The organism is Streptomyces sp. NPDC096048, assembly GCF_044763415.1.
Lineage (GTDB): Bacteria > Actinomycetota > Actinomycetes > Streptomycetales > Streptomycetaceae > Streptomyces.
In genome coordinates, this window is sequence record NZ_JBIWGG010000010.1 from 337,997 (window position 1) to 361,098 (window position 23,102).

22 protein-coding genes and 1 pseudogene are annotated in these 23,102 nt (G+C 70.5%); 14 read left to right on the forward strand and 9 right to left on the reverse strand.

The window, feature by feature from the left end; translation table 11 throughout:
- Positions 1 to 9 precede the first annotated feature (9 nt).
- On the forward strand, positions 10 to 2,100 hold the full coding sequence (locus ACIQ6R_RS27965; RefSeq protein ID WP_404224223.1) for a CocE/NonD family hydrolase: 2,091 nt from the start codon (positions 10 to 12) through the stop codon (positions 2,098 to 2,100).
- Between the two features lie 243 nt (positions 2,101 to 2,343).
- Here ACIQ6R_RS27965 and ACIQ6R_RS27970 read toward each other — a convergent pair whose 3' ends face one another.
- Together ACIQ6R_RS27970 and ACIQ6R_RS27975 are read right to left on the reverse strand one after the other, a co-directional pair.
- On the reverse strand, positions 2,344 to 2,772 hold the full coding sequence (locus tag ACIQ6R_RS27970; RefSeq protein WP_404224225.1) for a VOC family protein: 429 nt from the start codon (positions 2,770 to 2,772) through the stop codon (positions 2,344 to 2,346).
- A 58-nt stretch (positions 2,773 to 2,830) separates the two neighbouring features.
- Positions 2,831 to 3,052, reverse strand: a pseudogene (locus ACIQ6R_RS27975) (hypothetical protein); the annotation flags it as partial.
- Between the two features lie 164 nt (positions 3,053 to 3,216).
- Here ACIQ6R_RS27975 and ACIQ6R_RS27980 point away from each other — a divergent pair.
- From ACIQ6R_RS27980 to ACIQ6R_RS27990, 3 genes are all read left to right on the forward strand, one after another.
- A complete protein-coding gene (locus tag ACIQ6R_RS27980; RefSeq protein WP_404224227.1) occupies positions 3,217 to 4,407 on the forward strand; it encodes an NAD(P)/FAD-dependent oxidoreductase in 1,191 nt (396 codons plus the stop codon).
- 10 nt (positions 4,408 to 4,417) lie between these two features.
- Positions 4,418 to 5,356, forward strand: a complete 939-nt coding sequence (locus ACIQ6R_RS27985) for a sigma-70 family RNA polymerase sigma factor (RefSeq protein ID WP_404224229.1) — start codon at positions 4,418 to 4,420, stop codon at positions 5,354 to 5,356.
- Positions 5,357 to 5,493: 137 nt separating this feature from the next.
- On the forward strand, positions 5,494 to 5,922 hold the full coding sequence (locus ACIQ6R_RS27990) for an SRPBCC family protein (protein ID WP_404224230.1): 429 nt from the start codon (positions 5,494 to 5,496) through the stop codon (positions 5,920 to 5,922).
- 156 nt (positions 5,923 to 6,078) lie between these two features.
- Here ACIQ6R_RS27990 and ACIQ6R_RS27995 read toward each other — a convergent pair whose 3' ends face one another.
- Positions 6,079 to 6,474 carry a RidA family protein gene (locus ACIQ6R_RS27995; RefSeq protein ID WP_404184806.1) on the reverse strand — a complete coding sequence of 132 codons (396 nt, stop codon included), beginning with the start codon at positions 6,472 to 6,474 and terminating at the stop codon, positions 6,079 to 6,081.
- 136 nt (positions 6,475 to 6,610) lie between these two features.
- Between ACIQ6R_RS27995 and ACIQ6R_RS28000 the strand changes: the two genes are divergently transcribed.
- From ACIQ6R_RS28000 to ACIQ6R_RS28010, 3 genes are all read left to right on the forward strand, one after another.
- A complete protein-coding gene (locus ACIQ6R_RS28000) occupies positions 6,611 to 7,585 on the forward strand; it encodes a helix-turn-helix transcriptional regulator (RefSeq protein ID WP_404224231.1) in 975 nt (324 codons plus the stop codon).
- A 168-nt stretch (positions 7,586 to 7,753) separates the two neighbouring features.
- A complete protein-coding gene (locus tag ACIQ6R_RS28005) occupies positions 7,754 to 8,134 on the forward strand; it encodes a VOC family protein (RefSeq protein ID WP_404184800.1) in 381 nt (126 codons plus the stop codon).
- Between the two features lie 547 nt (positions 8,135 to 8,681).
- A complete protein-coding gene (locus ACIQ6R_RS28010) occupies positions 8,682 to 10,037 on the forward strand; it encodes an MFS transporter (RefSeq protein ID WP_404224232.1) in 1,356 nt (451 codons plus the stop codon).
- Positions 10,038 to 10,066: 29 nt separating this feature from the next.
- Here ACIQ6R_RS28010 and ACIQ6R_RS28015 read toward each other — a convergent pair whose 3' ends face one another.
- Both ACIQ6R_RS28015 and ACIQ6R_RS28020 read right to left on the reverse strand, forming a co-directional pair.
- Positions 10,067 to 10,420, reverse strand: a complete 354-nt coding sequence (locus ACIQ6R_RS28015; RefSeq protein ID WP_404224234.1) for a hypothetical protein — start codon at positions 10,418 to 10,420, stop codon at positions 10,067 to 10,069.
- A gap of 169 nt (positions 10,421 to 10,589) precedes the next feature.
- Positions 10,590 to 11,621: a saccharopine dehydrogenase family protein gene (locus ACIQ6R_RS28020; RefSeq protein ID WP_404224236.1), complete on the reverse strand. Its 1,032-nt coding sequence runs from the start codon at positions 11,619 to 11,621 to the stop codon at positions 10,590 to 10,592.
- Between the two features lie 116 nt (positions 11,622 to 11,737).
- Here ACIQ6R_RS28020 and ACIQ6R_RS28025 point away from each other — a divergent pair, with 116 nt between their 5' ends.
- The 7 genes from ACIQ6R_RS28025 (at position 11,738) to ACIQ6R_RS28055 (ending at position 16,917) form a co-directional block, all read left to right on the forward strand.
- Positions 11,738 to 12,727, forward strand: coding sequence for a helix-turn-helix domain-containing protein (locus ACIQ6R_RS28025; protein WP_404224238.1), 990 nt, complete (start codon positions 11,738 to 11,740; stop codon positions 12,725 to 12,727).
- 101 nt (positions 12,728 to 12,828) lie between these two features.
- Complete coding sequence (locus ACIQ6R_RS28030) at positions 12,829 to 14,226, forward strand: M1 family metallopeptidase (RefSeq protein ID WP_404224240.1); 1,398 nt, start codon at positions 12,829 to 12,831, stop codon at positions 14,224 to 14,226.
- A 114-nt stretch (positions 14,227 to 14,340) separates the two neighbouring features.
- Positions 14,341 to 14,922 carry a snapalysin family zinc-dependent metalloprotease gene (locus ACIQ6R_RS28035; RefSeq protein WP_404224242.1) on the forward strand — a complete coding sequence of 194 codons (582 nt, stop codon included), beginning with the start codon at positions 14,341 to 14,343 and terminating at the stop codon, positions 14,920 to 14,922.
- Between the two features lie 163 nt (positions 14,923 to 15,085).
- Complete coding sequence (locus tag ACIQ6R_RS28040) at positions 15,086 to 15,322, forward strand: hypothetical protein (protein WP_404224244.1); 237 nt, start codon at positions 15,086 to 15,088, stop codon at positions 15,320 to 15,322.
- Between the two features lie 105 nt (positions 15,323 to 15,427).
- On the forward strand, positions 15,428 to 15,580 hold the full coding sequence (locus ACIQ6R_RS28045) for a hypothetical protein (RefSeq protein ID WP_404224246.1): 153 nt from the start codon (positions 15,428 to 15,430) through the stop codon (positions 15,578 to 15,580).
- Positions 15,581 to 15,591: 11 nt separating this feature from the next.
- A complete protein-coding gene (locus ACIQ6R_RS28050) occupies positions 15,592 to 16,110 on the forward strand; it encodes an ATP-binding protein (protein WP_404224247.1) in 519 nt (172 codons plus the stop codon).
- Between the two features lie 153 nt (positions 16,111 to 16,263).
- Entirely contained in the window at positions 16,264 to 16,917 is a 654-nt protein-coding gene (locus ACIQ6R_RS28055; RefSeq protein ID WP_404224249.1) for a YceI family protein, read from the forward strand.
- 18 nt (positions 16,918 to 16,935) lie between these two features.
- Here the strand turns inward: ACIQ6R_RS28055 and ACIQ6R_RS28060 are convergent, their stop codons facing one another.
- From ACIQ6R_RS28060 to ACIQ6R_RS28075, 4 genes are all read right to left on the reverse strand, one after another.
- Positions 16,936 to 18,408, reverse strand: a complete 1,473-nt coding sequence (locus ACIQ6R_RS28060; protein WP_404185123.1) for a ricin-type beta-trefoil lectin domain protein — start codon at positions 18,406 to 18,408, stop codon at positions 16,936 to 16,938.
- A gap of 136 nt (positions 18,409 to 18,544) precedes the next feature.
- A complete protein-coding gene (locus tag ACIQ6R_RS28065) occupies positions 18,545 to 19,948 on the reverse strand; it encodes a cellulase family glycosylhydrolase (RefSeq protein ID WP_404224251.1) in 1,404 nt (467 codons plus the stop codon).
- A gap of 240 nt (positions 19,949 to 20,188) precedes the next feature.
- A complete protein-coding gene (locus ACIQ6R_RS28070) occupies positions 20,189 to 21,748 on the reverse strand; it encodes an APC family permease (RefSeq protein WP_404224252.1) in 1,560 nt (519 codons plus the stop codon).
- 454 nt (positions 21,749 to 22,202) lie between these two features.
- Positions 22,203 to 22,727 carry a hypothetical protein gene (locus ACIQ6R_RS28075; protein ID WP_404224254.1) on the reverse strand — a complete coding sequence of 175 codons (525 nt, stop codon included), beginning with the start codon at positions 22,725 to 22,727 and terminating at the stop codon, positions 22,203 to 22,205.
- Positions 22,728 to 23,102 lie beyond the last annotated feature (375 nt).

Below are 23,102 nucleotides of genomic sequence, written 5' to 3' on the forward strand. Positions count from 1 at the left end.
GCGCCGACCATGCGTCACGTGACCCACCTGCCGTACACGACCAAGGAAGAAGAGCACGTCGTCATCCCCATGTCGGACGGCGTCCGTCTGTCGGCGCGCATCTGGCGGCCCACGTCGTCGGACAACGACCCGGTCCCGGCGGTGCTGGAGTACATCCCGTACCGCAAGCGGGACCTCACCGCCGAACGCGATTCCATCCACCACCCGTACATCGCCGGGCACGGCTACGCCTGCGTCCGTGTCGACCTGCGGGGCACCGGCGAGTCGGAGGGGGTGCTGCGCGACGAGTACCTGGAGATCGAGCAGCGCGACGCCGAGGAGGTGCTGGCCTGGCTCGCCGACCAGCCCTGGTGCGACGGCAGCACGGGGATGATGGGCCTGTCCTGGGGGGCGTTCGCGGCCCTCCAGGTCGCGGCCCGCCGCCCACCGAGTCTGAAGGCCATCGTCATCGCGTCCTTCACCGACGACCGGCACGCCGACGACATGCACTACATGGGCGGGGCCATGCTGTCGGACAACCTGGCCGAGGCGGGCACCATGTTCGCCTACGCCACCTGTCCCCCGGACCCGGCCGTGGTCGGCGACAGCTGGCGCGACATGTGGCACGAACGCCTGGAGCACGCACGGCCCTGGGTCGTGGAGTGGCTGCGCCACCAGCGCCGCGACGACTACTGGCGGCACGCCTCGGTCGCCGAGAACTACGACGACGTGCGCTGTCCGGTGCTCGCCTCCAGCGGCTGGGCGGACGGGTACTCCAACGCGGTCACCCGGCTGCTCGCCCATCTGGACGTGCCCAGGAAGGGGCTCATCGGCCCCTGGTCGCACAAGTTCCCCCACCTCGGTGAGCCAGGACCCGCCATCGGCTACCTCCAGGAGGTCGTGCGCTGGTGGGACCACTGGCTCAAGGGCGTCGACAACGGCGTCATGGACGGTCCGATGTTGCGGACGTGGATGCAGGACAGCGTCCCACCGTCCACCTCGTACGAGGAGCGGCCGGGACGCTGGGTGGCGGAGCCCCGCTGGCCGTCCCCGAACGTCCACCCGGTCACGCACCCGCTCACCGCGCACCGGATCGCACCTCCCGGCGCACGGGACGGTGAGACGGCTCCGGAGCGGGCCGAAGACACGGGCGAACGCACCGGCGGGACAGGCGGAACCGAGGGCCGTGACGTCCTGACCGTCCGGTCCCCGTTGTCCGTCGGACAGTTCGCGGGCAAGTGGGCCTCCTACAACGCTCCCCCGGACCTGCCCTACGACCAGCGCGAGGAGGACGGCGGCTCACTCGTCTTCGAGACCGCACCGCTCGCCGAACGGGTGGAGATCCTCGGTTCGCCGACCCTCGACCTCGACCTGTCGGCCGACGAACCGGTGGCCACGGTGGCCGCGCGCCTGTCGGACGTCCGCCCGGACGGAGCGGCCACGCGGGTCACCTACGGTCTGCTCAATCTGACCCGGCTGGACAGCGCGGAGCAGCCCGAGCCCCTCGTGCCCGGCCGTCGCTACCGCGCCACGGTCCACCTCAACGGGGTGGCGCAGAGCTTCCCGCCCGGACATCGCATCCGGCTCTCCCTGTCCACGTCGTACTGGCCACTCGCGTGGCCGCCGCCGAAGCCGGCGACGCTCAGTGTCCACGAGCACTCCAGCACGCTCACCCTTCCGGTCCGGCCCCCGGAGAAGGCCGACGACGCCCTGGCCGCGCCCTTCGGCGAGCCCGAGGGCACCCCGCCCATCAGCACCACGACGGTGACGCCCCCGGAGGAACGGTGGGACGTGAAGCGGGACCTGGTCGGCTACCGCTCCGAGCTGGACACGGTGAAGGACCGGGGCACGGTCCGCTTCGAGGACATCGGCCTCGACGTCGGCCGGCGCGCGCACGAACGCTACGCCTCCGTCGCCGACGACTTCACGTCCGTGAGCGGCGAGTGCACGTGGACCATGGGCTTCCGGCGCGACGACTGGGACGTACGCGTGGTCACTCACACCCGTCTCACCTGCGACGAGGGCAGGTTCTTCGTCGACGCCACGCTGGACGGCTACGAGGGTGGCCGACGGGTGTTCTCGCGCACCTGGAACGAGACGGTGCCCCGCGACCTGCTGTAGCGATCCGGGTCGGAGGCTCACCGTCGGTTCCTCACCTGCCCGCGTGCGAAGCACGCCGGCAGGTCCGCGCCCAGCGGCGGCACGCGACGGAGCGTGCCGCCGTCGCCGTGGGAGGCTGTCGCCTGTACGCCCGCGGCGACCGCCATCCGGCCGCGACCGAGAAGAGACGGCGCCCGAGAAGCTTGGGCCGACCATGTCGGGCCCGGTCGAGACGGTTCCTCACTTCACCGACTCGGTGGGTGCTCAGTCGAGGCAGAACTCGTTGCCCTCGATGTCCTGCATCACGATGCACGAGTCGTTGCCGTCGTACAGAAGCCGCACGCGTACCGCGCCGAGCGGGAGCAGGCGTGCGCACTCCGCTTCGAGCGCGGCGAGGCGCTCCTCACCCACGAGCCCGGTGCCCACCCGCACGTCGAGATGCACCCGGTTCTTGGCGACCTTCCCCTCGGGGACGCGCTGGAAGAACAGTCGCGGGCCCGCACCGGAGGGATCGCCGCACGCGAACCACGAACCCTGTTCCTCGCGCGGCCGCGAGCGATCGAAGTCGTCCCACGTGGCGTACCCCTTCGGCGGCGGCGATACGACGTATCCCAGCACCTCGCACCAGAAGCGAGCGACACGCTCGGGTTCGGCGCAGTCGAAGGTGACTTGGAACTGCTTGATCGATGACATCGGCGCACCATAGCAGGACGCTTTGTCGCTCATCTCCCGGCAGGCATCAGTGTCTTGGGCGCCTGCGCCGGCCCTTGCCGGGCGGAGACAGCTCGCCTACGAGGTCGTGCACATCGTTGTCACGGGGGTCGCGGCCGGCTTCGGTGCGCAGGACGGCCACCGCGACGTCGGCCGCGAGGTCCCGGCCGGGGTGGAAGCGTCGGGCGGCGGGGGCGCGGGCCGCCCGGGAAACGCCGGCCAGGTCGCCGTGCCCGAGCCTCGCGGAGTACTCCACACTCATGCCGGCGAGGGCGGCGACCTCGCTCCGGCACAGGCCGTCGCCCGGTGACACCCACCCACCCCGCACCCGTCTCGGTCCAGTGACCCGCGTCACACCCGGTTCCTGTCAGCAATCGGGACGCCGTCTCGTTCAAGGGGCACGCGAACGAGAACAGGAGCAACGCCATGAAGCACCGCATCGTCGTACTCGGCGCCGGATACGCCGGGGCCTTCGCCGCCGGGAACCTGGCGCGCCGGCTCTCCCCCGCCGACACCGAGATCACCGTCGTCAACGCCGTACCCGTCTTCGTCGAGCGGATGCGGCTCCACCAGCTCGCGAGCGGCCGGGACGTCGCGTTCCGCGAACTCGCCGACCTGTTCGCGGGCACCGGGGTGCGGCTGCGCCTGGCACGCGTCACCGGCGTCGACCCGGAGCGCAGGACCGTCGCGGTGACCGGCGAGGACGGGGACGGCGAGCTCGCCTACGACACGCTCCTCTACGCGCTCGGCAGCTCCGTCGCCCACCACGGCGTCCCCGGCGCGGCCGAGTACGCCTTCGACGTGACCGGCCGGTCCTCGGCGCTGCGGCTGCGCGAGCGCCTGGCCGGCCTGGAGCAGGGCGGCAGCGTGCTGGTCGTCGGTGAGGGGCTGACCGGCATCGAGACCGCCACCGAGTTCGCCGAGTCCCGGCCCGACCTCTCGGTCGCGCTCGCCGCCGTCGGCGAGCTGGGCGCCTGGCTCTCCCCGAGGGCCCGCCGTCATCTGCGTCAGGCGTTCGACCGGCTCGGCATCACCGTCCACGAGCACACCCGCATCGAAGCAGTCGAGCCGACACGGGCGATCGCCGCCGGCGGTACCTCCCTCCCGGCCGACTTGACCGTGTGGTCGGCCGGGTTCGCCGTGCACCCCATCGCGGCCGCCAGCGGCCTGGAGGTCGCCGAGACAGGCCAGATCGTGGTGGACCGCACCATGCGCTCCGTCTCTCACCCGGACGTCTACGCCGCCGGCGACTGCGCCTACGCGATCGGAGACAACGGCCGGCCGCTGCCGATGTCCTGTGCCTCGGCCGGCTTCACCAACATGCAGGCGACCGCCGCGATCATCGCGCGCCTGACGGGCGGCAAGGTCCCGACCATCGGGCTGAAGTACCACGGCAATCACATCAGTCTCGGGCGGCGGGACGCGATCTTCCAGATGGTGGACGAGGACGTCCGGTCGAAGTCCTGGTATCTCGGTGGCCCGACCGCCGCGAGCCTCAAGTCGGGAGTGCTCAAGGGGGCCGGCTGGGGCATCGCCTACCCGACCTTCGGCATGCCCAAGCGCCGGCGTCGCCTGGTCGCCGCGCCTGACCGGTCCGGTGTGAGGAGCGCCGCATAGGCTGTTCCGCATGGACAGTGCCGCCGTCGTTCGTTTCGAGGCCAGCCGGGGCCGGCTGGCCTCGCTCGCGTACCGCCTGCTCGGGTCGGCCGCCGACGCCGAGGACGCCGTACAGGACACGTTCCTGCGCTGGCAGGCCGCGGATCATGAACGGGTGGAGGTGCCGGAAGCGTGGCTGACCAAGGTCGTCACCAATCTCTGCGTCGACCGGCTCCGTTCGGCGCAGGCGCGGCACGAGCGAGCGGCCGGTGCCTGGCTGCCCGAGCCGCTCCTCGAGGGCGACCCGATGCTCGGCCCGGCCGACACCTTCGAGCAGCGCGAATCGGTGGCCTTGGCCGTACTGACCCTCATGGAGCGCCTCTCCCCGGTCGAACGGGCCGTCTACGTCCTGCGTGAGGCCTTCTCGTACAGCCACGCCGAGATCGCCGGGATCCTCGACATCACCGAGTCCGCGAGCCAGCAGCACGTCCACCGGGCCCGGGCCCGGGTCACCGCCGAGCGCCGCCGCGGTAGCGAGGCCGACCCCGCGTCCGCCCGCCGGGTCGTCGAGGAGTTCCTCGCCGCCGCCACCTCAGGGCGCACGGAACGACTGGTGGCGCTGCTCACCGACGACGTGACGGCGGTCTCGGACGGCGCCGGACTGGCCAGGCGGCTGCTGCGGTACCGGACGCCCGAGCGCGTCGCCTCCTTCGTGCGGGCCGGCTTCAAGCCCACTCCGGCGAAACGGCGACTGGCCGGCGGTTCGCCGGCGATGCATATCGCATGGGTCAACGGCGCCCCGGCCGTCCTCGCCGTGATCGAGGACCGGGTCGTGGGCGCCGTGGCGTTCGAAGTCAGCGACGGCAAGGTCGCGTCCCTGCACGGCATCGCCGCCGCGGACCGGCTCGCGCGCCTCAGCGAGTCCTGGCGGCGGCTCGAACCCGACGCGCCGGTCATCGAGGCGTGGTGACCTGAACCGTCGAAACCCAGTGATCTTGGGACTGAGCCCTTGGAGCTTGCCGTACTCGCTTGGCGGTCTTCCCGGCGGAGCCGCAGCGTCCGATTCGTTCAAGAGGCCGAGGACGGTGACTCACTACCATCGCCATCATGATCAGCACAGGCAGGGAGTCACGTCACCTCAGCGTCTTCATCGATCGCGCGGCCGACGACGTATACGCCTATGCGTCGGACCCGGCCAACCTGCCCGAGTGGGCCGGCGGCCTGGGACCTTCGATCGAGCGGATCGATGACACGTGGGTCGCGACGTCCTCCCCCATGGGACGCGTCGTGGTGACCTTCGCGCCACGCAACGAGCTGGGTGTACTCGACCACGACGTCACGCTCCCCTCCGGGGAGACCGTCCACAACCCGGTCCGCGTGATCGCCGACGGCACAGGCAGCGAGGTGATCTTCACCCTTCGCCGTCGACCCGAGATGCGCGACGCCGAGTTCGAGCGCGACGCCGACACGGTCGCTGCGGACCTGACCCGACTCAAGGAGCTGATGGAAGCCGCATCCGCGAACAAAGGAGGCTGACCCGTGGGCAGTGGATCGCGCGGTGACGCACCGACATCGAACTCGTCGCCGTCGGTGACCGCCTGCCCGTCCTCGGGACCGACCCGGCCATCAGCTGACTGACCACCAAGCCACCAGTGGAAAGTCCGCCCTCACCTCGCCCGCGCCGAGGTCGTCTCACGCGACCGCGGTTCCCTCCAGCTCGACCAGCAGGTCGGGAACCGCCAGCCGGGTCACCCCGAGCATCGTGGTGGTCGGCGCCACCCCGGCGGCACCCAACCGCGCCGCCAGCACGCCGTAGTGTTCGAAGAGCCGGTCGACGTCGGTGGTGTAGACGTTGAGCCGGACGAGGTTCGCGAGGGACATGCCTGCCTCGCCGAGCACGGCCTCCAGATTGTCGATGGCCAGCGCCAACTGCGCCGCCATGTCACCGGCATGCTGAGGCTTGCCGTCGCCACTCATCGCGGCCTGCCCTGAGCAGTACAGGGTTCGGGTTCCCCCGGAGACGACCTCACCCTGGCTGTAACCCATCTCCACCGACCATGTCCACGGGTTGACCGTCGATCGCTCCATAGCCACATCAACTCCATTCGGTTCGACGGCAGTACGTTCGCCCCGAGGCTCCGCGACCACCGTCTTCGGCATCACGTCGACAAGCCTCCCCGCAATAGACGACATCCTTGGTCATGTATTCCGCTAACGTTCTCGTATGCGTGCCGACCGGCTGATCTCGTTGGTGCTTCTGCTGCGCCGACGCGGTCGGCTGACCGCGGCCACGCTCGCCCGCGAGTTGGAGGTGTCCACCCGCACCGTGCTGCGTGACATCGAGGCGCTGTCCGCAGCCGGCGTGCCTGTCTACGCCGAACGCGGCCGTCGCGGCGGTTTCGCGTTGCTGCCCGACTTCCGGACCGATCTCACCGGACTGCATCACGACGAGGCCCTTGCCTTGCTGGTCGCCGGCTCGGGGCGCGGCGAGCAGGTGTTCGGCCTCGGCTCGGCGCTCGCTTCCGCCATGCGCAAGGTGGCCGACGCCCTGCCCGAAGGGCATCGGGCCACCGCGAGCGACGCCGCGCAGCGTTTGCTCGTCGACCCGGAGACCGACCTGCTCTCCCACCGCCTGGCCGGCGAGGAGTTGCCCGACCCCACGATGATCGATGTCCGGCGCGCGGTGCTCACCGGCCACAAGCTGCGCATCCACTACGCGGCCACGGACCAGACCCCACAGTGGCGCACGGTGGACCCGATCGGCCTGGTCACCGTGCGCGGCCGGGGCTACTTGCTGGCCACGAGATCCGGCGCGGACCGCACCTACCGCCTGTCTCGGGTGTTGGCCGCCGAAGTACTCCCAGAACCGGCTCAGCGACCGAACCGGGTCGATCTGGACCGCATCTGGCGGGAACGCTGCGCGCAGTTCCTGTCCGACGGCGACCAGGTCACCGTGCTGGTACGGGTGAACCCGGAGCGGCGGGAAGAGCTGGTGAGCACCGCGCTGGCCGTCCGCGCCGAGGAACCCGACGCAGACGGCCGGCTGCGGCTGGAGGTGACCTACCAGGACGCACGACACGCGCAATGGGCGCTCTGGCAGCTCACCACGGACGCGGAAGCCCTGGCCCCGCAGTGGTTGCGGACCTCTCTGCGCGACCGAGCGGCCGCGATGGCCTCCTGTTACGGAATGCCCTCCTGAGAGTCGCCGCCTTCGCCGCCGCGCAGCGGGACGAGGGAAGCTCTGAAATCACTTCGACCGTGCCCTCTTCGTCCGGTACGGTCGCGGCATTGTTGTCACCGCTGCCGGGTGCCATGAGGCTCGTGTGTGGCTTCCCTGCGTTCGCCGAACTGAGAGTGGGTTTCGTCAATGGCGTGTCGTATCAGTGAGCTTGTGCTCGGCTGCCGCGAACCTGAGGTGCTGGCACGGTTCTGGTGCGAGGTCCTCGACTTCGTCGTGCTCGATCGCGAGGACGACGGCACCCTGGAGATCGGGCCGCGCGAAGGGTTCGGCGGTGCGCAGCCGACCATCATCCTCAGTCGCAGGGACGAGCCGGAGAAGGGGAAGTCCCGGCTGCACATCGACGTCAACGCCACCGACCGCGATCAGGACGCCGAGCTCGAACGCCTTCTGGGGCTGGGTGCACGCCCGGCCGACATCGGCCAGACAGGGCAGGAGCAGTGGCATGTCCTGACCGACCCCGAGGGCAATGAGTTCTGCCTGCTCAAGGCCCGCCTCAACCCGCTCTGACACCCTCGACCAGGGCCGGCCGGGGCAGGGAGAGACCGAACTCGTCCCGGACGGCGGCCGGCACGCACCGCTCGTGGTCCGCCTCGCCGGCTCCGTGCAGGACCCGTTCCGATCCGCGTCGCAGCCGAACGCCCACCCGGGGTCCCGTCCGGCCCGCCGACATCAGGGCCCCGTCCTCCCCCGGCGCCAGGCCGTCCCGTTGCCCCCGTGTCGTAGGGAAACGATACGGTCCCGCGGCCGGGCGGAGCGGTCAGGCCCACACCCCCGCCCTCCCCGAGCAGCTCGGGCAGCGCCTCCGGCCCCGCGCCCTTGATCGCCTTTCGCGTCTGGCCGCCGAGCGCCAGTGTCCGGGTGCAGTCGGTTGATCCACGAGGAGTTGCAGACATGGTCGGTCTTCCGAGCGCGCGTTGACGTTGTAGGCCGATCGGCCTGTCATCGCGTGCTGCCCTTGATGTCGTGGCACAGCGAGCCTTCTCTGCCCGAACCGTCGGCGCACCTGTCGGGTGCCCGGTGGTGGGCCTCGTTTTCGGCGACCCGAGGGATCCCTGTGCCGCCCGCTTCTTCCTCCGCATCCGATTCCGGTCGGCCCGTTCCGTCAAGCGTGTGGCGGGACAGCGACTTCCGCCGACTCTGGGTGGGGCAGACCGCCTCCCAACTCGGGGAACACACAGGTCTGGTGGTGCTGCCGCTCTTCGCCGTCCTGACGCTCCACGCCGACGCCACCCAGCTGGGCGTCCTGCGTGCCGTGGGCCAGGCACCGATACTGCTGCTCGCGCTCTTCGCGGGTGCGTGGGTGGACAGGTGGCGCACTCGCACGGTGATGGTGCTGACTGATGCCGGTCGGGCCCTCGCCCTGGGTGCCGCCGCCCTGGCCGGCCTGTTCGGCCGGCTCGGCCTGCCCTCCCTCTTCGTGGTCGCCTTCGCCGTCGGGGCCCTCTCCGTGTTCTTCGATGTGGCCTACCAGGCGTCCCTGGTACGCCTGGTGCGACGCGATCAGCTGGTGCGGGGCAACAGCGCGCTCGAGGGCAGCCGGTCCGCGGCTCAGATCGGCGGTCCGGCCCTCGGCGGTGCGTTGGTGTCCCTGCTGTCGGCACCGGTCGCCGCCGCCTCCAGCGCACTGTTCTTCGGGCTGTCGTTCCTGTCGATACGACGCGTCCGTCGAGTCGAATCGCGCCCACAGCGCCTGGAACGCCCGTCTCGAATCCGGCGGCGGATCCATGAGGGGCTCCGCTTCGTCGTCAGCGACACCGCGCTGCGTACCGTGTGTCTGGCCTCCGCGGTCTTCCAGTTCTCCTTCGCGGCCGTGATGACCGGCTATCTGCTCTTCCTGCCCCGGGAACTGCATCTTTCCGGCACCGCCGTCGGGGTGGCGCTCGCGGCGACGGGACCGGGCGCGCTCGTGGGCTCCATGCTGGCCGCCCGTCTGCCGGGCCGCTTCGGGTACGGCCCGGTCCTCGTGGCCGCGGCCGCTCTCGGCGACGGCGTGTTCTTGTGCGTACCGACGCTGCACGGCTCCCCCGCGGTGACCCTTCCCGTGCTCGTCGTGGCCAACTTCGTGTTCGGGGCCGGAGGCCAGTTGGTGAACGTGGCGCTCATGGCCGTCCGGCAGACGCTCACTCCGGACGGGATGCAGGGCCGCGCGGCCGCGACGATCACGTTCGTCGGCATGGGACTGTCTCCACTCGGCTCCCTGCTCGGCGGATTCCTCGCTGAGCAATGGGGGTCGCGCACCGGTCTTCTGGCAACGGCCGCCGGCATGATGCTGTCCCCGGTGGTGATGGCTCTGTCCCCGCTCGCACGCCTCGGACGGACGCTTCCCGACGCGCCGGCCGCGTCCCTGACGGCCGGCCGCCCCGAGGTCGACGGGTCCGGCAGCGGCCGCCCTTCAGGTGACGTCGAGTGACATGGAGCGACCTCGAGACCAGGCGTCGATCAGTCCGCGTACACGACGACCAGACACAGCACCGCGAACGGCACGACGGACGCGGCCAGCAGCGTGAGCGCCGCCGGGACCGCCGCCGTCAGCCGCTCCGTGCCCTTGCGCCGGCCCGAGAGGAACACCAGGCGCGCCACGAGCAGCGGCAACGGCACGGCAAGGAGGAAGACCGCCGTCATCAAGAGGCCGCTGAACGCGGTGGTGCCGGTGTCGGTGACCAGATTCCAGGCGGTGGCCCCGAAGACGGCCCCTGATCCCGACAGCAGCCCGAACGAGAGCACCGTCGCCACGGCGACCGTCAGACCTTCGGTCAGCCGCTCCGCACGCGTACGCTCCTTGTGTACGGCCATTCTCTCGCTCTCCCCCATGCCCACCCCTGGGCGTCGCGGGTCTGCGTCGCCGCTCCCCTCGTCGAGACGCTCAGGCCGCCCCCAGCGCCGGGTGCGCTACGACGACTCCGCCCTCGGTCGCGCCGAGCCTAGCCGAGCCGAGCACGAGGTCATGGGCCGGGCGTTCGGTTCACCACTGGTGCAGTTCCAGGCTGATGTGCGGGGCCAGCGCACCGAGGAAGTCCGCCGCGTCGAAGGCGGCGCCCGCGGAGACGACCCCGACCGCATCGGCCCGTCCGCCGAGGACACGGCCCAGCGCCTCCACCACCAGCGGCGCGGTGACGGCGTAGATGTCCTGTCCCCGGGCCACCGCGCGCCGTTCGGCGTCACCCGAGCGCACTAGGACGTCGACGAGGAAGGTCTGAGCGGACCGCCCGCGCTCGTCCACCGCGGCCGGCGTCGGCGTGTCCGGGGCGGCGATGTCTCGGGCCGCCTCGACCGTCATGTAGGTGCGTACTTCGGGAATGGTCAGGTGGCTCGGTATGGTCACGACGTCGGCCATCGTGAACTCCGCGATCACGGGGCGTGGCCCCAGGGGTTGGGGGAAGGGCCAGTCCTGGGTCTGTGTGGCGTCGTTCGTGTACTCCAACCGCCCCCCGGTGTAGCGCACCCGTCGGCCGTCGCGCCGCTGCCGTGAGACGGCGCCTGCCGTGCGGGTGCCGGCGGTGGGGTGCCAGTCGCTCAGTCCGTAGGCGATGTGCGCCTCGTCGGCGACCGTCCAGTCACCCATCGCGGCAGAGGCCAGCAGGTCGCCGAGGCCGCCGAAGAAGGCCATCGCCGGGACGATCGCCACTCCCGCGTGCCGGGCCCGGTCGGCGAAGTGGGCGAAGGTGTCGACGTTGGCCTCTATCTCGGCCGCCACGTCGAGGTACGGAAGCCCCGCCCGCAGGGCCGCCTCGATCAGCGGTGCGGCCGTCACGGCGAAGGGGCCGGCGCAGTTGATCACGGCCGCCGCTCCGGCCAGCGCACGGTCCAGCGAGGCCGGGTCGTCGACCGACGCCGGACGGGCGTCCAGCCCCGTCTCGTATGCCAGCTCCTTCACCTTCCCGGCGTCGCGACCGGAGAGGACCGGGCGGAAGCCACGCACTCTCAGCTCGGCCATCACGAACCGTCCGGTGTGCCCGTACGCGCCGTACACCACTACTGTCTGGCCCGACTCCATGAGTTCTCCCCTGTACTCGAACGACCCTCTGCGCTCTGCGCTCTGCACGAACATCCTCACGACAACCGGCACCCGCCACTACTGTCCGGAACGCCATCACCCATACAATTCCGGACATGACCACTGTCGCGCTGGCCGCCACCGACGGCATGCTGCACTTCGAGCTGTCCTTGGCGTGCGAGGTCTTCGGGAACGGTCCGGCGGGCACGGTCGATCCCTGGTACCGCCTGTCGGTCTGCGGCCCGAGCTCCGTGCGGGTCGGCCGCTTCCGGCTGGAACCCGACCACGGGCTCGACCGCCTCCCGCACGCCGACACCGTGATCGTGCCCGGATGGGCCGACATCGACCAGGATCCGCCGGCCGAACTGATCGAGGCGGTGCGCGAGGCCCACGAGGCCGGCGCGCGTGTGGTCTCCCTGTGCACGGGCGCCTTCCTGCTGGCCGCCGCCGGCCTGCTGGACGGCAAGCGCGCGACCACGCACTGGGCCCACACCGAGGAACTGGCCCGACGCCACCCACGGGTGACGGTGGACCCGGACGTCCTCTACGTCGACAACGGCAGCGTGCTCACCTCGGCCGGCAAGGCGGCGGCCATGGACCTGTGCCTCCACCTCGTCCGCCTCGACCACGGCTCGTCGGTCGCCAACCGGCTCGCCCGCCGCCTGGTCGTGCCACCCCACCGGGACGGTGGGCAGGCCCAGTTCGTGAGCACTCCGGTCCCCGCACCGGACAACCACCCGCTCGCCGAGCTCTTCCCCTGGGTCCTGCAGCGGCTCGACCACCCGCTCACCGTCGAGGACCTGGCCCGCCGGGCACGCATGAGCTCGCGCCACCTGGGCCGCCTCTTCAGGTCGGCGACCGGCACCACCCCGCTCCAGTGGCTGCTCACCCAACGCATCCGCCACGCGCAGGAACTGCTGGAGACCACGGACGACACCATCGACGCGATCGCGACGGCAACGGGCATGGGCACCGCCACGACGCTGCGCCGGCACTTCCACCGGACGGTCGGTGTGCCGCCGGACACCTACCGCCGCACCTTCCGCTCGCAGACCCGACGCGCCGGGACGACTCCGGTACCCGGCGTCGCCGTTCGCCGCCCATAACCGGAGCCGGTGCCTCCTCGTCCCGTCCGGCGCACCCCAGTCCGATCCGGTGGCCGCCGACTCCGCACAGGACTGGGCGTGCTGTGGCAGGATCCGCTGGCATGACGCCCTCAGCAGTGTGGCCGTTCCTGTCCGGTCGTCGCCTGTTCGTCGTGCTGCTGGTCCTGGTCGTGTGGGTCGCCGTCGGCACGAATGACGCCGGCGCGGTGACCGGAGGGCCCAAGGTGTCGAGGGCCGCCGCGACGCCCGATCGCGCCCGCTACGACGTGACGCTGCGCGCCGACGCCGACGGCAGCCACTGGACCGGACGGCAGCGGGTGTCGTTCCGGAACGCTTCCGACCGTCCGTTGCGCGAGGTGTACCTCCGTCTGTGGGGCAACGGCGAGGACCAGTGCGGCACACCCGATGCGCGCTCCCCTGTCACGGTCTCGCACGTGGAAGGTGGCACACCGGGTGGTCTCATCGTGAACTGCACGGCCCTGCGCATCGCTCTGCCGAAGCCGCTCGCGCGCGGTCAGCGAACGTCCGTCGCCTTCGACGTCTCCCTCACCGTCCCCGACCACGCGGCCCGCTTCGGCCGCGAGGGTGCCTACCGCTTCATGGGCAACGCGCTGCCGGTGCTCGCCGTGCACGACACGAAGGGGTGGCACCTCGACCCGTACGTGGCGCTGGGTGAGAGCTTCTACGCCCTGACGGGCGACTTCCGGGTCCGTCTCGACCATCCGTCGACGCTGAAGGTGCCGGCGACCGGTGTCACCCGCGCCCTCCCCGGCGGGCCGGGCCGCACGGTCACGCTCAGCGTCGCGAACCGGGTGCGGGACTTCGCCTGGGCCGCGGGTCCGTTCCGCACGGCGACGGAGACGACTCCCGGGGGCGTGCGGGTGAAGTCGTACTGGGCGCCCGACACCCCGGCCGCGGGCGTGCGCGTCAACCGCACGGACGCCGTCGCCTCGATCGACCGGTTCGGCCGGGAGTTCGGCCGCTACCCGTACGGCGAGATCGACCTGGTGATGACCAGCCGTTTCGGCGGCGGCATGGAGTACCCCGGCCTCGTCCTCCTGGGCACCACCGAGGAGGGCGGCGCCGTCGTCCACGAGGTGGCACATCAGTGGTGGTACGGCGTCGTCGGCAACGACGAGTACGCCTCGCCCTGGCTGGACGAGAGTTTCGCCCAGTACGCCAACGCCCGCTTCTACGGCTGGGTCACCCGCGACTGCTGGTCGGACGTCCACTGGCCCGACGACAGCACGGCGCTGACCAACTCGATGGCCTACTGGTCGCAGCACCCCGGCGAGTACCACGTCGTCTACACGGCCGGGCCCTGCGCCCTGGCCGACCTCGAACGCACCCTCGGCGCCGGCACCATGGCACGGCTCCTCAAGCGGTACGCCCGGGACCACTGGTACGGCGTCTCCACCACCGCCGACTTCAAGAAGGCCGCCCAGGCCCTGACGGACGAGGACCTCGACCCCTTCTGGGAGACCCACCGCATCCACTGACGGCGACCCGTCCAATCCCGAAGCCGGAATGGCGGATTGGCAGCGGGGTGCGGTGGGCAGAGAGCCAGATGGTGTCATGCACACGACTGCCCTTCCCCCACAAGGAGGTCGATCATGCACGTCCGTACTCTGACCGGCGGCCTGGCCGCGACTCTGCTGATGTCCCTCCCCCTGCTGAGCGGCCAGGCCGTGGCCGCCGAACCGTCCGGCGGCACCACCCTCCCTCTGCCCGCCGCCCGGGTGCTCACCTACGACGCGAGCGGCTCCGCGGAGTTCGCGTCCGCGGTCGCCCGGGGCGCGGCGATCTGGAACGAGAGCGTCGATGGCGTGGAACTGCGTCCCGCCGCGACGGGGCAGCGCGCCAACATCCGGATCCTCGCCGACAACGGCTGGCCGCGCGCCCTGCCCACCTCCCTGGGCAACGGCACCGTCTACATCGGACGCCAGGCCGTGAACCAGGGCTACAACACGGTGCGCATCTCGTCCCACGAACTCGGCCACATCCTGGGCCTGCCGGACCGCAAGCCCGGCCCCTGCTCCAGCTTGATGTCGGGCTCCAGCGCGGGCGTCTCGTGCACCAATCCCTACCCGAACGCGGCCGAGAAGGCCGAGGTCGAGGACAACTTCCAGGCAGCCTTCTCGGCAACCTCCGGGGCACCGGTGCGGGCGCCGCGGGCCGCCACGGTCGTGAACTGACCGGACGCGCGGTCCCCCTCCGCACAGGCGTCACCGCACCAGCCGCGACACTCCCCCGCGAGCCCCGCCCCCGGCCTCCATGGGGCGGGGACAGCCGGGTCCACCTGTGGTGCCCGCGGGTCGGCGCTGCGGCACCACCGGTTCCCGCCCTAGGATCGGAGGCGTGGACATTCCCCATGACCTGATCCTCCTTGAGCGGGCGGCGGAAGAGCAGCGTGCCCGGCTCGCCGGACTCGACGGCAAGGAGTTCGACCTGCAGCACCGGGCCTGGCAGGAGGCCGCCCAGGCCGCGCGTGCGGCGATCGCCGACCACGCCACGGTCAGCGGCCGGTCGGCGGAAGCCGTCGAGAGTGCGGTCAAGCGCGCCGTCCGGGAGGCGGAAGAGGACCCCGCCGAGTAGTCCGGTCCCGCGGCGCCCGCGACGGGGGCCCGTCCCCTCACCACGACAGCCAACGGACTCGGCCGAACGCCCACGGCGTGCCGGCCCGCCGCGCCGGAGCGTCCAGTGCCGCGGGCCGGCCTGGGTGCCGCGATCCGCGCGGCCGTGGGTCTCGGCGTGCACGCCGACTTCGGAGAGGCCGTCACCAAGTCGGTCCGCCCCGGCGAAGCCTTCCTCCCGAACCGGGACGACCAAGACCTCAGCCATGCCCGGGACTAGCATGACGTCCCGTGATCGTATGGCTCAATGGCACCCACGGCGCGGGCAAGACGACGACCAGTGCACTCGTGCAGCAGTTGATCCCGGATTCGCGGGTGTTCGACGCCGAGAAGGTCGGCGAGACGCTCATGGACATCACGCCTGGCCTGCCCGAGACGGACAACTTCCAGCACTGGCCGCCGTGGCGACCGCTCGTCGTGGAGACCGCCCGCCGCGTACTCGACTACACCGGCGGCACTCTCGTGGTGCCCATGACGGTGTTGGTCGAGCCGTATTGGCGCGAGATCAGCACGGGCCTCGCTCAGCACGCCATCCCGGTAAGGCACTTCGTCCTCCACGCGGACCAGAGAACCCTCCGCGGGCGCATCGAGGGGGACTCTCCCGTGCCCTCCCCGTTCCGCCTCGGATACCTCGAGCCCTATGCCGAAGCGGCCCGCACGTGGCTGCACGGCGAGGCCGAGGTCGTCGACACCACGCACCTCACGCCCGCCGAGGCCGCCCTGCGGATCGCGGAGGCCGTCAAGAGCTGAGGCCCCCGCCGTGCAGGCGGAGGCACTTTATGTTGATCTTGTGCAGCTTCGCGGTCGACCCCATGGAAGCCGGACGAGGTGGCCCATCTCGCTGGGCGGTGCCCGGCGACGCCGTGATAGCACGGAGTACCAGATGGGAAAGGGCTCACGATCATGGGTATCTTCAGCCGTCGCCAGACCGCCGTCATCGAACGCACCCCGGCTGTCGACTCCGGCGTCACAGGCGCGGAGACCGCGGCCCGGGGTGTCGCGCTCGACCCCGCGCTTCGCGCGCTGACCGGGCGATGGACCATCGACCGACCGCACAGTCGTATCGGGTTCTCCGTGCGGCACGCGATGGTCACGACGGTGCGAGGGGCCTTCGCCGACTACGACAGCACGCTGTACTTCGACGGAGCCCGGCCCTCCGAGTCGCGGGCCGACCTCGTCATCCGGGTCGCCAGTGTCGACACGGGCGTGGAACAGCGGGACGCGCATCTCGTCGGCCCCGACTTCTTCGACGCGCGCCGCTACCCGGAGATGGCGTTCCGCAGCACCTCCACCGTCCATGAGGGTGGAGAGAGCTTCCGTATGACCGGGGACCTGACCATCCGCGACATCACCCGGACCGTCGACCTGCAACTCGACTACCTCGGCTCGGTCATGGACCCGTTCGGCTCCGAGCGGGCCGGCTTCGACGGCACCACCACCATCGACCGTACGGAGTGGGGCCTGGTCTACAACCAGCGCCTCAAGGCGGGCGGCACCATGGTGAGCGAGAAGGTCCGGCTGCAGTTCGACATCTCGGCGGTCCGGTCGACGTCATAGGGCCGTGAGTGGTTCCCTCTACCTGAAGTGCTGGCTCTCCGAACCGTCGCAGTTCCGGATCCGCAGCGGCTCGCTCGGTCCGGCCAGGGTGAGGCAGAGCCCTCGCGCGGAGGTCGGCCGGATCGTGGCACCGTCACGGACGAACTTCTGATGCGCCCCGCCGTGGCAGTTCCACAGGACCAGGCCCGTGCCGGCCGGGTACCTGGTGTCGGGGACGTCCAGGCAGCGGTCCTGGGTCAGCTCGGTATGGATGGTGCCCCGCGCCGGGTCGTACCACCAGCCCTGGTTGCGGCCACCGTGGCACGCCCAGCCGATGACGCGGGTGCCGTTGGCGCTCGCGGCGGCGTCGACGTCCACGCAGGTGCCGGTCGCCCGGTTCGCCAGCGGTCGGTAGGCCGTGTCCCAGGCGTACGGAAAGAGGACCGGCTTGCCGGAGGAGTCGACGTCCGCGCAACTCGCCTCGCGGGCGCCCGAGTCGTAGAGCCGCGTGAGGCAGGAGGCGAAGGCGGCGTGACCGCGCTTGTTGGGGTGGAAGGACTGGCGCAGGGAGTTCTCGTCCGGCAGGCCGGGCTTGGAGAGGTCGATGTACGCACCCCGGGCCCAGGTGTCCTCCATGCAGACCTCATGGCCGTGGAAGAGCCGTGAGTTGTCGAGGTAGATCGCGCCGGTGTCGGCCGCGGCCTCGCGCATTCCGCGTTCGAAGGCGGGGACCGCGCTGTCGCGGCCCCAGGCGGTGTCGGAGTCGTATCCCAGGCCGCCGCAGGCGAGCTTGCCGGCGAAGGCCGGGTTGTCGCGGAAGTCGGGGCCGATGGGGCTGGGGTATCCCATGACGACGAGCTTGTAGTCGCCGTCGGCGTAACCGGCCTCCCTCATCACGCTCTTCAGGTCGCGCACGGTCTGTTCGACCTTGGGCACGAGAGCGTCGACGCGGTCCTGCCAGCCGGGGGCGTACTTGGTGGCGCAGGGGCCCTGGACGAGCAGGTAGCGCGTGACGCAGTCGGTCATGACGGGGCCGAACTGGAGGTCGTCGTTGGCTCCGGCTACCAGCAGCACCATCTTGACGCGGGTGTTGCGCGCCTTGATCGCGAGGCTGTCGCTCTGCACGAGTTCGTCGGCGTACTGCTTGGAGCCGCCGATGCGGATGTTTCCGGTGGACGCGCCGGAGCACGACACGTTGAACGTGAGGTCGGCAGGGATCCCGGTGCGGTGGATGGCGGCGTCCGGTGAGCGGTGGCACCAGTTGTCGGGGCCGTTGGTGCCGGGATCATAGGTGCCGATCCCCTCGCCCGAGATCTCGCTGTCGCCGAGTGAGATCAGGCTGGTCCTGCGGTCACCGAGAGGTCGTTCCGCCGGGTTCCCGTAGAGCTTGGTGGCCTCGGCCGCGCGGATGGCCTCCAGTTCGGAGGAGAGCGGTACGGAGGAGACGGACTCGGCGGCGCCGGGCCGGGCGGCCTGCGCGGGGGCGGCGGCGGTGATGGTCCCGCATGCCATCGCCACCACGGCGGCAGCCGCCGTCAGCCAGTGGAGTCTGTGCCGTTTGCCCTTCACTGCACCTCCTGGTGGTGGGGTTACCAGGGGTTGTACTGGCCGGTAGGCACCGTGGGAACGCCTGAAACAAGACAATTGCTCAACTTTTACGCGGAGTGACGACGACGGTGACGTGCGCGCCCGGCCGCGCCAGTACGCGCGCGATCACCGCGCGGCCCCCGGGCAGCACGGGCGTGGCGGTCCGGGCGGCCCCGGTCAGCTCCATGCGCCAGCCGCCCGCCCGGGGCGGCACGGAGATCTCGGTGACACCGTGCCCGGCCCGGTACGACAGCCGGAAGGCTCCGCTGTCCGGCTCGTACGCCTCGGTGACGACCCGGCCGGCGACCGCCGGGGCGTACGGCGCCGCGGTCTGCTCCTTGTTGGTCCGGAAACGTCCCTCCGCGTCGACGGCGCAGTACCCTCCGCCGTAGCACCAGACGTAGCCCGCCCAACCGGAGCTGTAGCGGTTCAGGGACGACAGGGCGTCACGGTAGAAGCGCCTCATGTTCGGCAGGGCGTTGTCGAGCGGGCCCCACTCCCCCACCACGAGAGGGACGCCGTGGCGGCGCGGATAGACGGTCACCGCGGACTCGTACGCCTCGATCCAGCCGGCCGACGGGTCGTAGTCGGCGCCCGCCTCCATCGCCGTGTTGTAGAAGTGGGGCGCGTAGACGGCCTTCGGGTCGTCGATCCGGCCCAGACCGGTGGGGACGCCCTCACCCACGACGGGGGTCGGTTCGAAGAAGATCCAGGAGTCGTCGTCGACGGAGCGGACGGCGTCGGCCAGGCGGTTGTACAGGGGAGTGAGCTGATCGCGCTCGATGCGCCGGGCGGCCGTCGGCAGGTCCTCGCCCTGCGCGATCTCGCCCATGGGCTCGTTGATCAGGTCGTAGCCGAGGACGGCCGGATGGTTCCCGAGGCGTCCGGCCAGCACCCGCCACATGCCCGCCTGCGCGCGCCTCAGGTCCGGGTCCTCGTAGAGGTGGGTGAACGCACGCTGCACGGCCGGTTCGAAGTACTCGGAGAACCAGTCGTCGGGGTGGGGGGTGAAGGGCAGTCCGTCGGTCCGCGTCGCCCACTCGGGGATGCCGCGGTGTCCGAACGCGGGCCCGAAGACGTCCTGGTGCGCGTCGATCAGGACGTGGACGCGGTGCTTGTGCGCCCAGTCCAGGACACGCTCGATCCTGCGGAGGTACCGCTCGCTGTATCGGCCCCGCTCGGGTTCGAGATCGTCCCAGAAGACCAGGAGCCGCGCGAAGTTGAAGCCCCGGGCCCGCAGGTCCCGGAAGTGACGCTCGCCGATGGCGGAAAGGGCGGCCTCGCCGCGGTGGGTCTTGTCCTCGACGTTCCAGCCGCGCAGGGTCAGGACGCGGCCCCGGTCGCCCGTGAGCCGGGGGATGCCGGGGAGCGGGTCCCGGTGGTCCTCGACGGCGGCCTTCGCGTGGGCGGTTCCGGTGGACAGCAGGACGACGCAGACGAGCGCGGCGCACAGACGGCGGTACATGGGACCTCCGGCACGGTCGGTCGACAGTGCCGCAGATCACATCAGAAAAGCTGACAATTGTTCAAGAGTGCCGGCGTTGGAGTCCGCCTCGGCCGCCTCGGCGTCTCAGTTCCCGGCGTCTCAGTTCTCGGCGTCTCAGCCCTACGCATCTCAGCCCTCCGCGTCTCAGCCCTCCGCGTCTCAGCCCTCCGCGTCTCAGCCCTCCGCGTCTCAGCCCTCCGCGTCTCAGCCCTCCGCGTCTCAGCCCTCCGCGATCAGGGCGGGGGTCGACCGGGTGAGCACCTCGCCGCGGAAGAAGGCGGGGCTGCGGCGACTCATCACGCACATGATCACCACACCGAGTGCGAGCAGTCCCACGCCGATCACGAAGACGGATCCGACCCCGAGGACGGACGAGCCACTGCCGTAGGCGGGGTTCCACATGTCGGCCAGCGTCTTGACGAAGACGGCCGCCAGCAGGCCGCCGCCGACCAGCGGGAAGAGCCCCTTGAACATCAGGTCGCGCCCGGACTTGAGCAGGTCGGCGCGGAAGTACCAGGCGCAGGCGAAGGCCGTCAACGCGTAGTAGAAGCAGATCATCAGGCCGAGCGCGTAGATCGTGTCGACCAGCACGTGCTCACTGACCAGCGTCATCACCGTGTAGAAGACGCCCGTGGCGACGCCCGCGGTGACCGTGGCACGGCCCGGGGTGCGAAAGCGCGGGTGGACCCGGGCGTAGGAGGCGGGCAGTGCCTCGTACGTCGACATGGCCAGGACCGTGCGGGCGACGGGGATGAACGTCGTCTGCAGGCTCGCCGCCGCCGACGCGAGGACCGCGACGAACAGCAGGACGCCGAGGCTCGGGCCCATCACGGGACCGGCGAGGGCGGCGAAGACGTTGTCCGACGTGTCGGGGTTGGCGAGCCCGAGCCCCTGGTCACCGGAGCCCACGACCATCTGCGCGGCGACGCCCGTGGCCAGATAGGAGCCGACGAGCACGATCATGGCGACGAGCGCCGCCCGGCCCGGCGTGCGGCTGCTGCCGCTGGTCTCCTCGTTGGCCGTCAGACAGGCGTCCCAGCCCCAGTACATGAAGATCGACAGCGAGAGGCCCGCCGTGAAGGCGGCGAAGGACTGGACGGCGAACGGGTTGAGCCACGACCAGGAGAAGTCCGCGGAGGTGGGGAGATCAGCGCTTCCGGCCTTCGAGAAGGCCATGGTCACGAAGACGGCCAGCACCAGGAGCTGCAGCGCCACCAAGGCGTACTGGAGGCCCTTGGTCGCCGTCATCCCGCGATAGCTGATCACCGTGGCGATCGCGATCAGCACGAGGCAGGTCACGATGTGCACGAACTTGTTGCCGTCCAGTTCGGCCACCGAGGCGCTTCCGGTGATCTCTCCCGCGAGCAACCAGAAGTACGAGGTCGCCACGCCGGCCAGATTCGACAGCACGATGATCGTGGCGATCACCAGGCCCCAGCCGCACATCCATCCCACGCGCGGACCGAACGCCCGCACCGTCCAGGTGAAGGAGGTGCCGCAGTCGGGCATCGCCTTGTTCAGCTCGCGGTATGCGAAGGCGACGAGCAGCATCGGCAGGAAGCCCGCGAGGAACACCGCGGGCATCTGCGGTCCCACCTCGCCGGCGGTCGAGCCGAGCGTGGAGGTGAGGCAGTAGACCGGGGCCACGGTGGAGACGCCGATGACGGCACTGCCCATCAGGCCTACGGAGTTCCCGTTGAGGCCCTTTGCGCGCATACCTTCGGCGGAGGCACCGTCGCCCAGCTCGGGGGCCTCCAGCCGCACGTCCAGCTGAGTCATGAACAAGACGTTAAGTCCTGCGGTTTCCGTGGTGTCTGTTCCGTGACTCGACCGACCATCACACACCTCACCATGAGATCGAAGGCAGTGTGGGCGGATCACCTGCACTGCGGAGGGGAGAGGCGGGAATCACTCTTAGCTCCCAAAGGGTGAGCAACGACTGTCCGATATTCGGTTATCGCAGAAGTGGCCGATTCACGCGGTTCGGATCTGCCGTATGACCTGCGTCACACTAATCGAGCGAGCGTCACAGGGGAGCCGGCGCACCCGCGCGCTTGCAGGTGCGCGTCAGGTCGGTGCAGGCACTCCACGGGGTCGCGGAGAACCCCGTGAACGCGGCACCCGCCACCGGGCGGCACCCGGGGGGCAACCCCCGCACCACCCTCACGGCCGCGCAGCCCCGGGACGCCCCGCCGCACCCGCGACCACCGCGCGGCGGGGCACCAGGAACCCGTCAAGCCTTCCCGTTGTACTCGTACCAGTCAGTGATCGGGTCGGTCAGGGCCTTGTCGTCGAAGAGCCGGAAGTACACGACCGTGCCCTCGTCGATGTCGTCGTTGTCGTCCATCTCAATCTTGTTCATGTCGAGTTCCGCGGACGTCCCCGGCGCCCAGTAGGTCCCCTCCTCCTTGATGAAGCCCGAGCCCTCCCACCACATCGCCCGGACGTAGATCGTGTCGCCGTCGTTCTTGCCGTCGTAGACGTACAGGATCTCGTCGGACGGATGGAACTCGACCTGCGCCACAGGGCTGTTGTTCTTCTTGACGACCAGCTTCAGGCCCTTGCCGCCGCTGTCGTACTTGAACTCGGTGAAGTCGAGGCCACTGTTGTCCGAGCAGGGGCATTCGACGGTGTAGCGGGACCAGTCGGAGACCGACAGGTCCGAGTTGGTGTAGGCGTTCGCCGTGCTCGCGGAGAACCCGGTGAACGTGGCGGCCATTCCGAGGGACAAGGCCGTGGCCATTGCTTTGGTGCGCATTGTTGCCCTTCTTGTTGGTTGGGAAATGTGCAGCTCCGGCGGCATCCGCCGCCAGGTCAGCGCCTCTGCGTACGTGAGAGGCGAAGCACCTTGACCCGCCGCGCGGGGTGGGCGGGATCCTCGGCCGCTCCCGCCACGGGCGTCCGCAAGACACCTCTCCGTTGAACGATGTGCTTGTCATGCCACCGACGGAATGATGCCTGTCGAGTGTCGCGGCAAAGCTGACTGCTCGACACCTCGAACTTTCCAGGGTGTGATGCAGGACTGCTCGACATCACCGGTGCACACCCCTCGGATGCGCTGGCTCTCCTGCACGACGCCTTTCCCGCACAGGTCCGCCGTCGCCCTCTTGGCTGGAAGGCACTCCGTTCCTGG

Excerpts from the sequence above, each read along its gene's own strand:
- ACIQ6R_RS28035 (WP_404224242.1), top strand. The coding sequence starts at position 14,341 with ATGCACGTCCGTACTCTGACCGGCGGCCTGGCCGCGACTCTGCTGATG.
- ACIQ6R_RS28075 (WP_404224254.1), bottom strand. The coding sequence starts at position 22,727 with ATGCGCACCAAAGCAATGGCCACGGCCTTGTCCCTCGGAATGGCCGCC.
- ACIQ6R_RS28055 (WP_404224249.1), top strand. The coding sequence starts at position 16,264 with ATGGGTATCTTCAGCCGTCGCCAGACCGCCGTCATCGAACGCACCCCG.
- ACIQ6R_RS27970 (WP_404224225.1), bottom strand. The coding sequence starts at position 2,772 with ATGTCATCGATCAAGCAGTTCCAAGTCACCTTCGACTGCGCCGAACCC.
- ACIQ6R_RS28060 (WP_404185123.1), bottom strand. The coding sequence starts at position 18,408 with ATGGCATGCGGGACCATCACCGCCGCCGCCCCCGCGCAGGCCGCCCGG.
- ACIQ6R_RS28020 (WP_404224236.1), bottom strand. The coding sequence starts at position 11,621 with ATGGAGTCGGGCCAGACAGTAGTGGTGTACGGCGCGTACGGGCACACC.
- ACIQ6R_RS27990 (WP_404224230.1), top strand. The coding sequence starts at position 5,494 with ATGATCAGCACAGGCAGGGAGTCACGTCACCTCAGCGTCTTCATCGAT.
- ACIQ6R_RS28015 (WP_404224234.1), bottom strand. The coding sequence starts at position 10,420 with ATGGCCGTACACAAGGAGCGTACGCGTGCGGAGCGGCTGACCGAAGGT.
- ACIQ6R_RS27995 (WP_404184806.1), bottom strand. The coding sequence starts at position 6,474 with ATGGAGCGATCGACGGTCAACCCGTGGACATGGTCGGTGGAGATGGGT.
- ACIQ6R_RS27985 (WP_404224229.1), top strand. The coding sequence starts at position 4,418 with ATGGACAGTGCCGCCGTCGTTCGTTTCGAGGCCAGCCGGGGCCGGCTG.
- ACIQ6R_RS28025 (WP_404224238.1), top strand. The coding sequence starts at position 11,738 with ATGACCACTGTCGCGCTGGCCGCCACCGACGGCATGCTGCACTTCGAG.
- ACIQ6R_RS27965 (WP_404224223.1), top strand. The coding sequence starts at position 10 with ATGCGTCACGTGACCCACCTGCCGTACACGACCAAGGAAGAAGAGCAC.
- ACIQ6R_RS28000 (WP_404224231.1), top strand. The coding sequence starts at position 6,611 with ATGCGTGCCGACCGGCTGATCTCGTTGGTGCTTCTGCTGCGCCGACGC.
- ACIQ6R_RS28030 (WP_404224240.1), top strand. The coding sequence starts at position 12,829 with ATGACGCCCTCAGCAGTGTGGCCGTTCCTGTCCGGTCGTCGCCTGTTC.
- ACIQ6R_RS27980 (WP_404224227.1), top strand. The coding sequence starts at position 3,217 with ATGAAGCACCGCATCGTCGTACTCGGCGCCGGATACGCCGGGGCCTTC.
- ACIQ6R_RS28070 (WP_404224252.1), bottom strand. The coding sequence starts at position 21,748 with ATGACTCAGCTGGACGTGCGGCTGGAGGCCCCCGAGCTGGGCGACGGT.
- ACIQ6R_RS28005 (WP_404184800.1), top strand. The coding sequence starts at position 7,754 with ATGGCGTGTCGTATCAGTGAGCTTGTGCTCGGCTGCCGCGAACCTGAG.
- ACIQ6R_RS28065 (WP_404224251.1), bottom strand. The coding sequence starts at position 19,948 with ATGTACCGCCGTCTGTGCGCCGCGCTCGTCTGCGTCGTCCTGCTGTCC.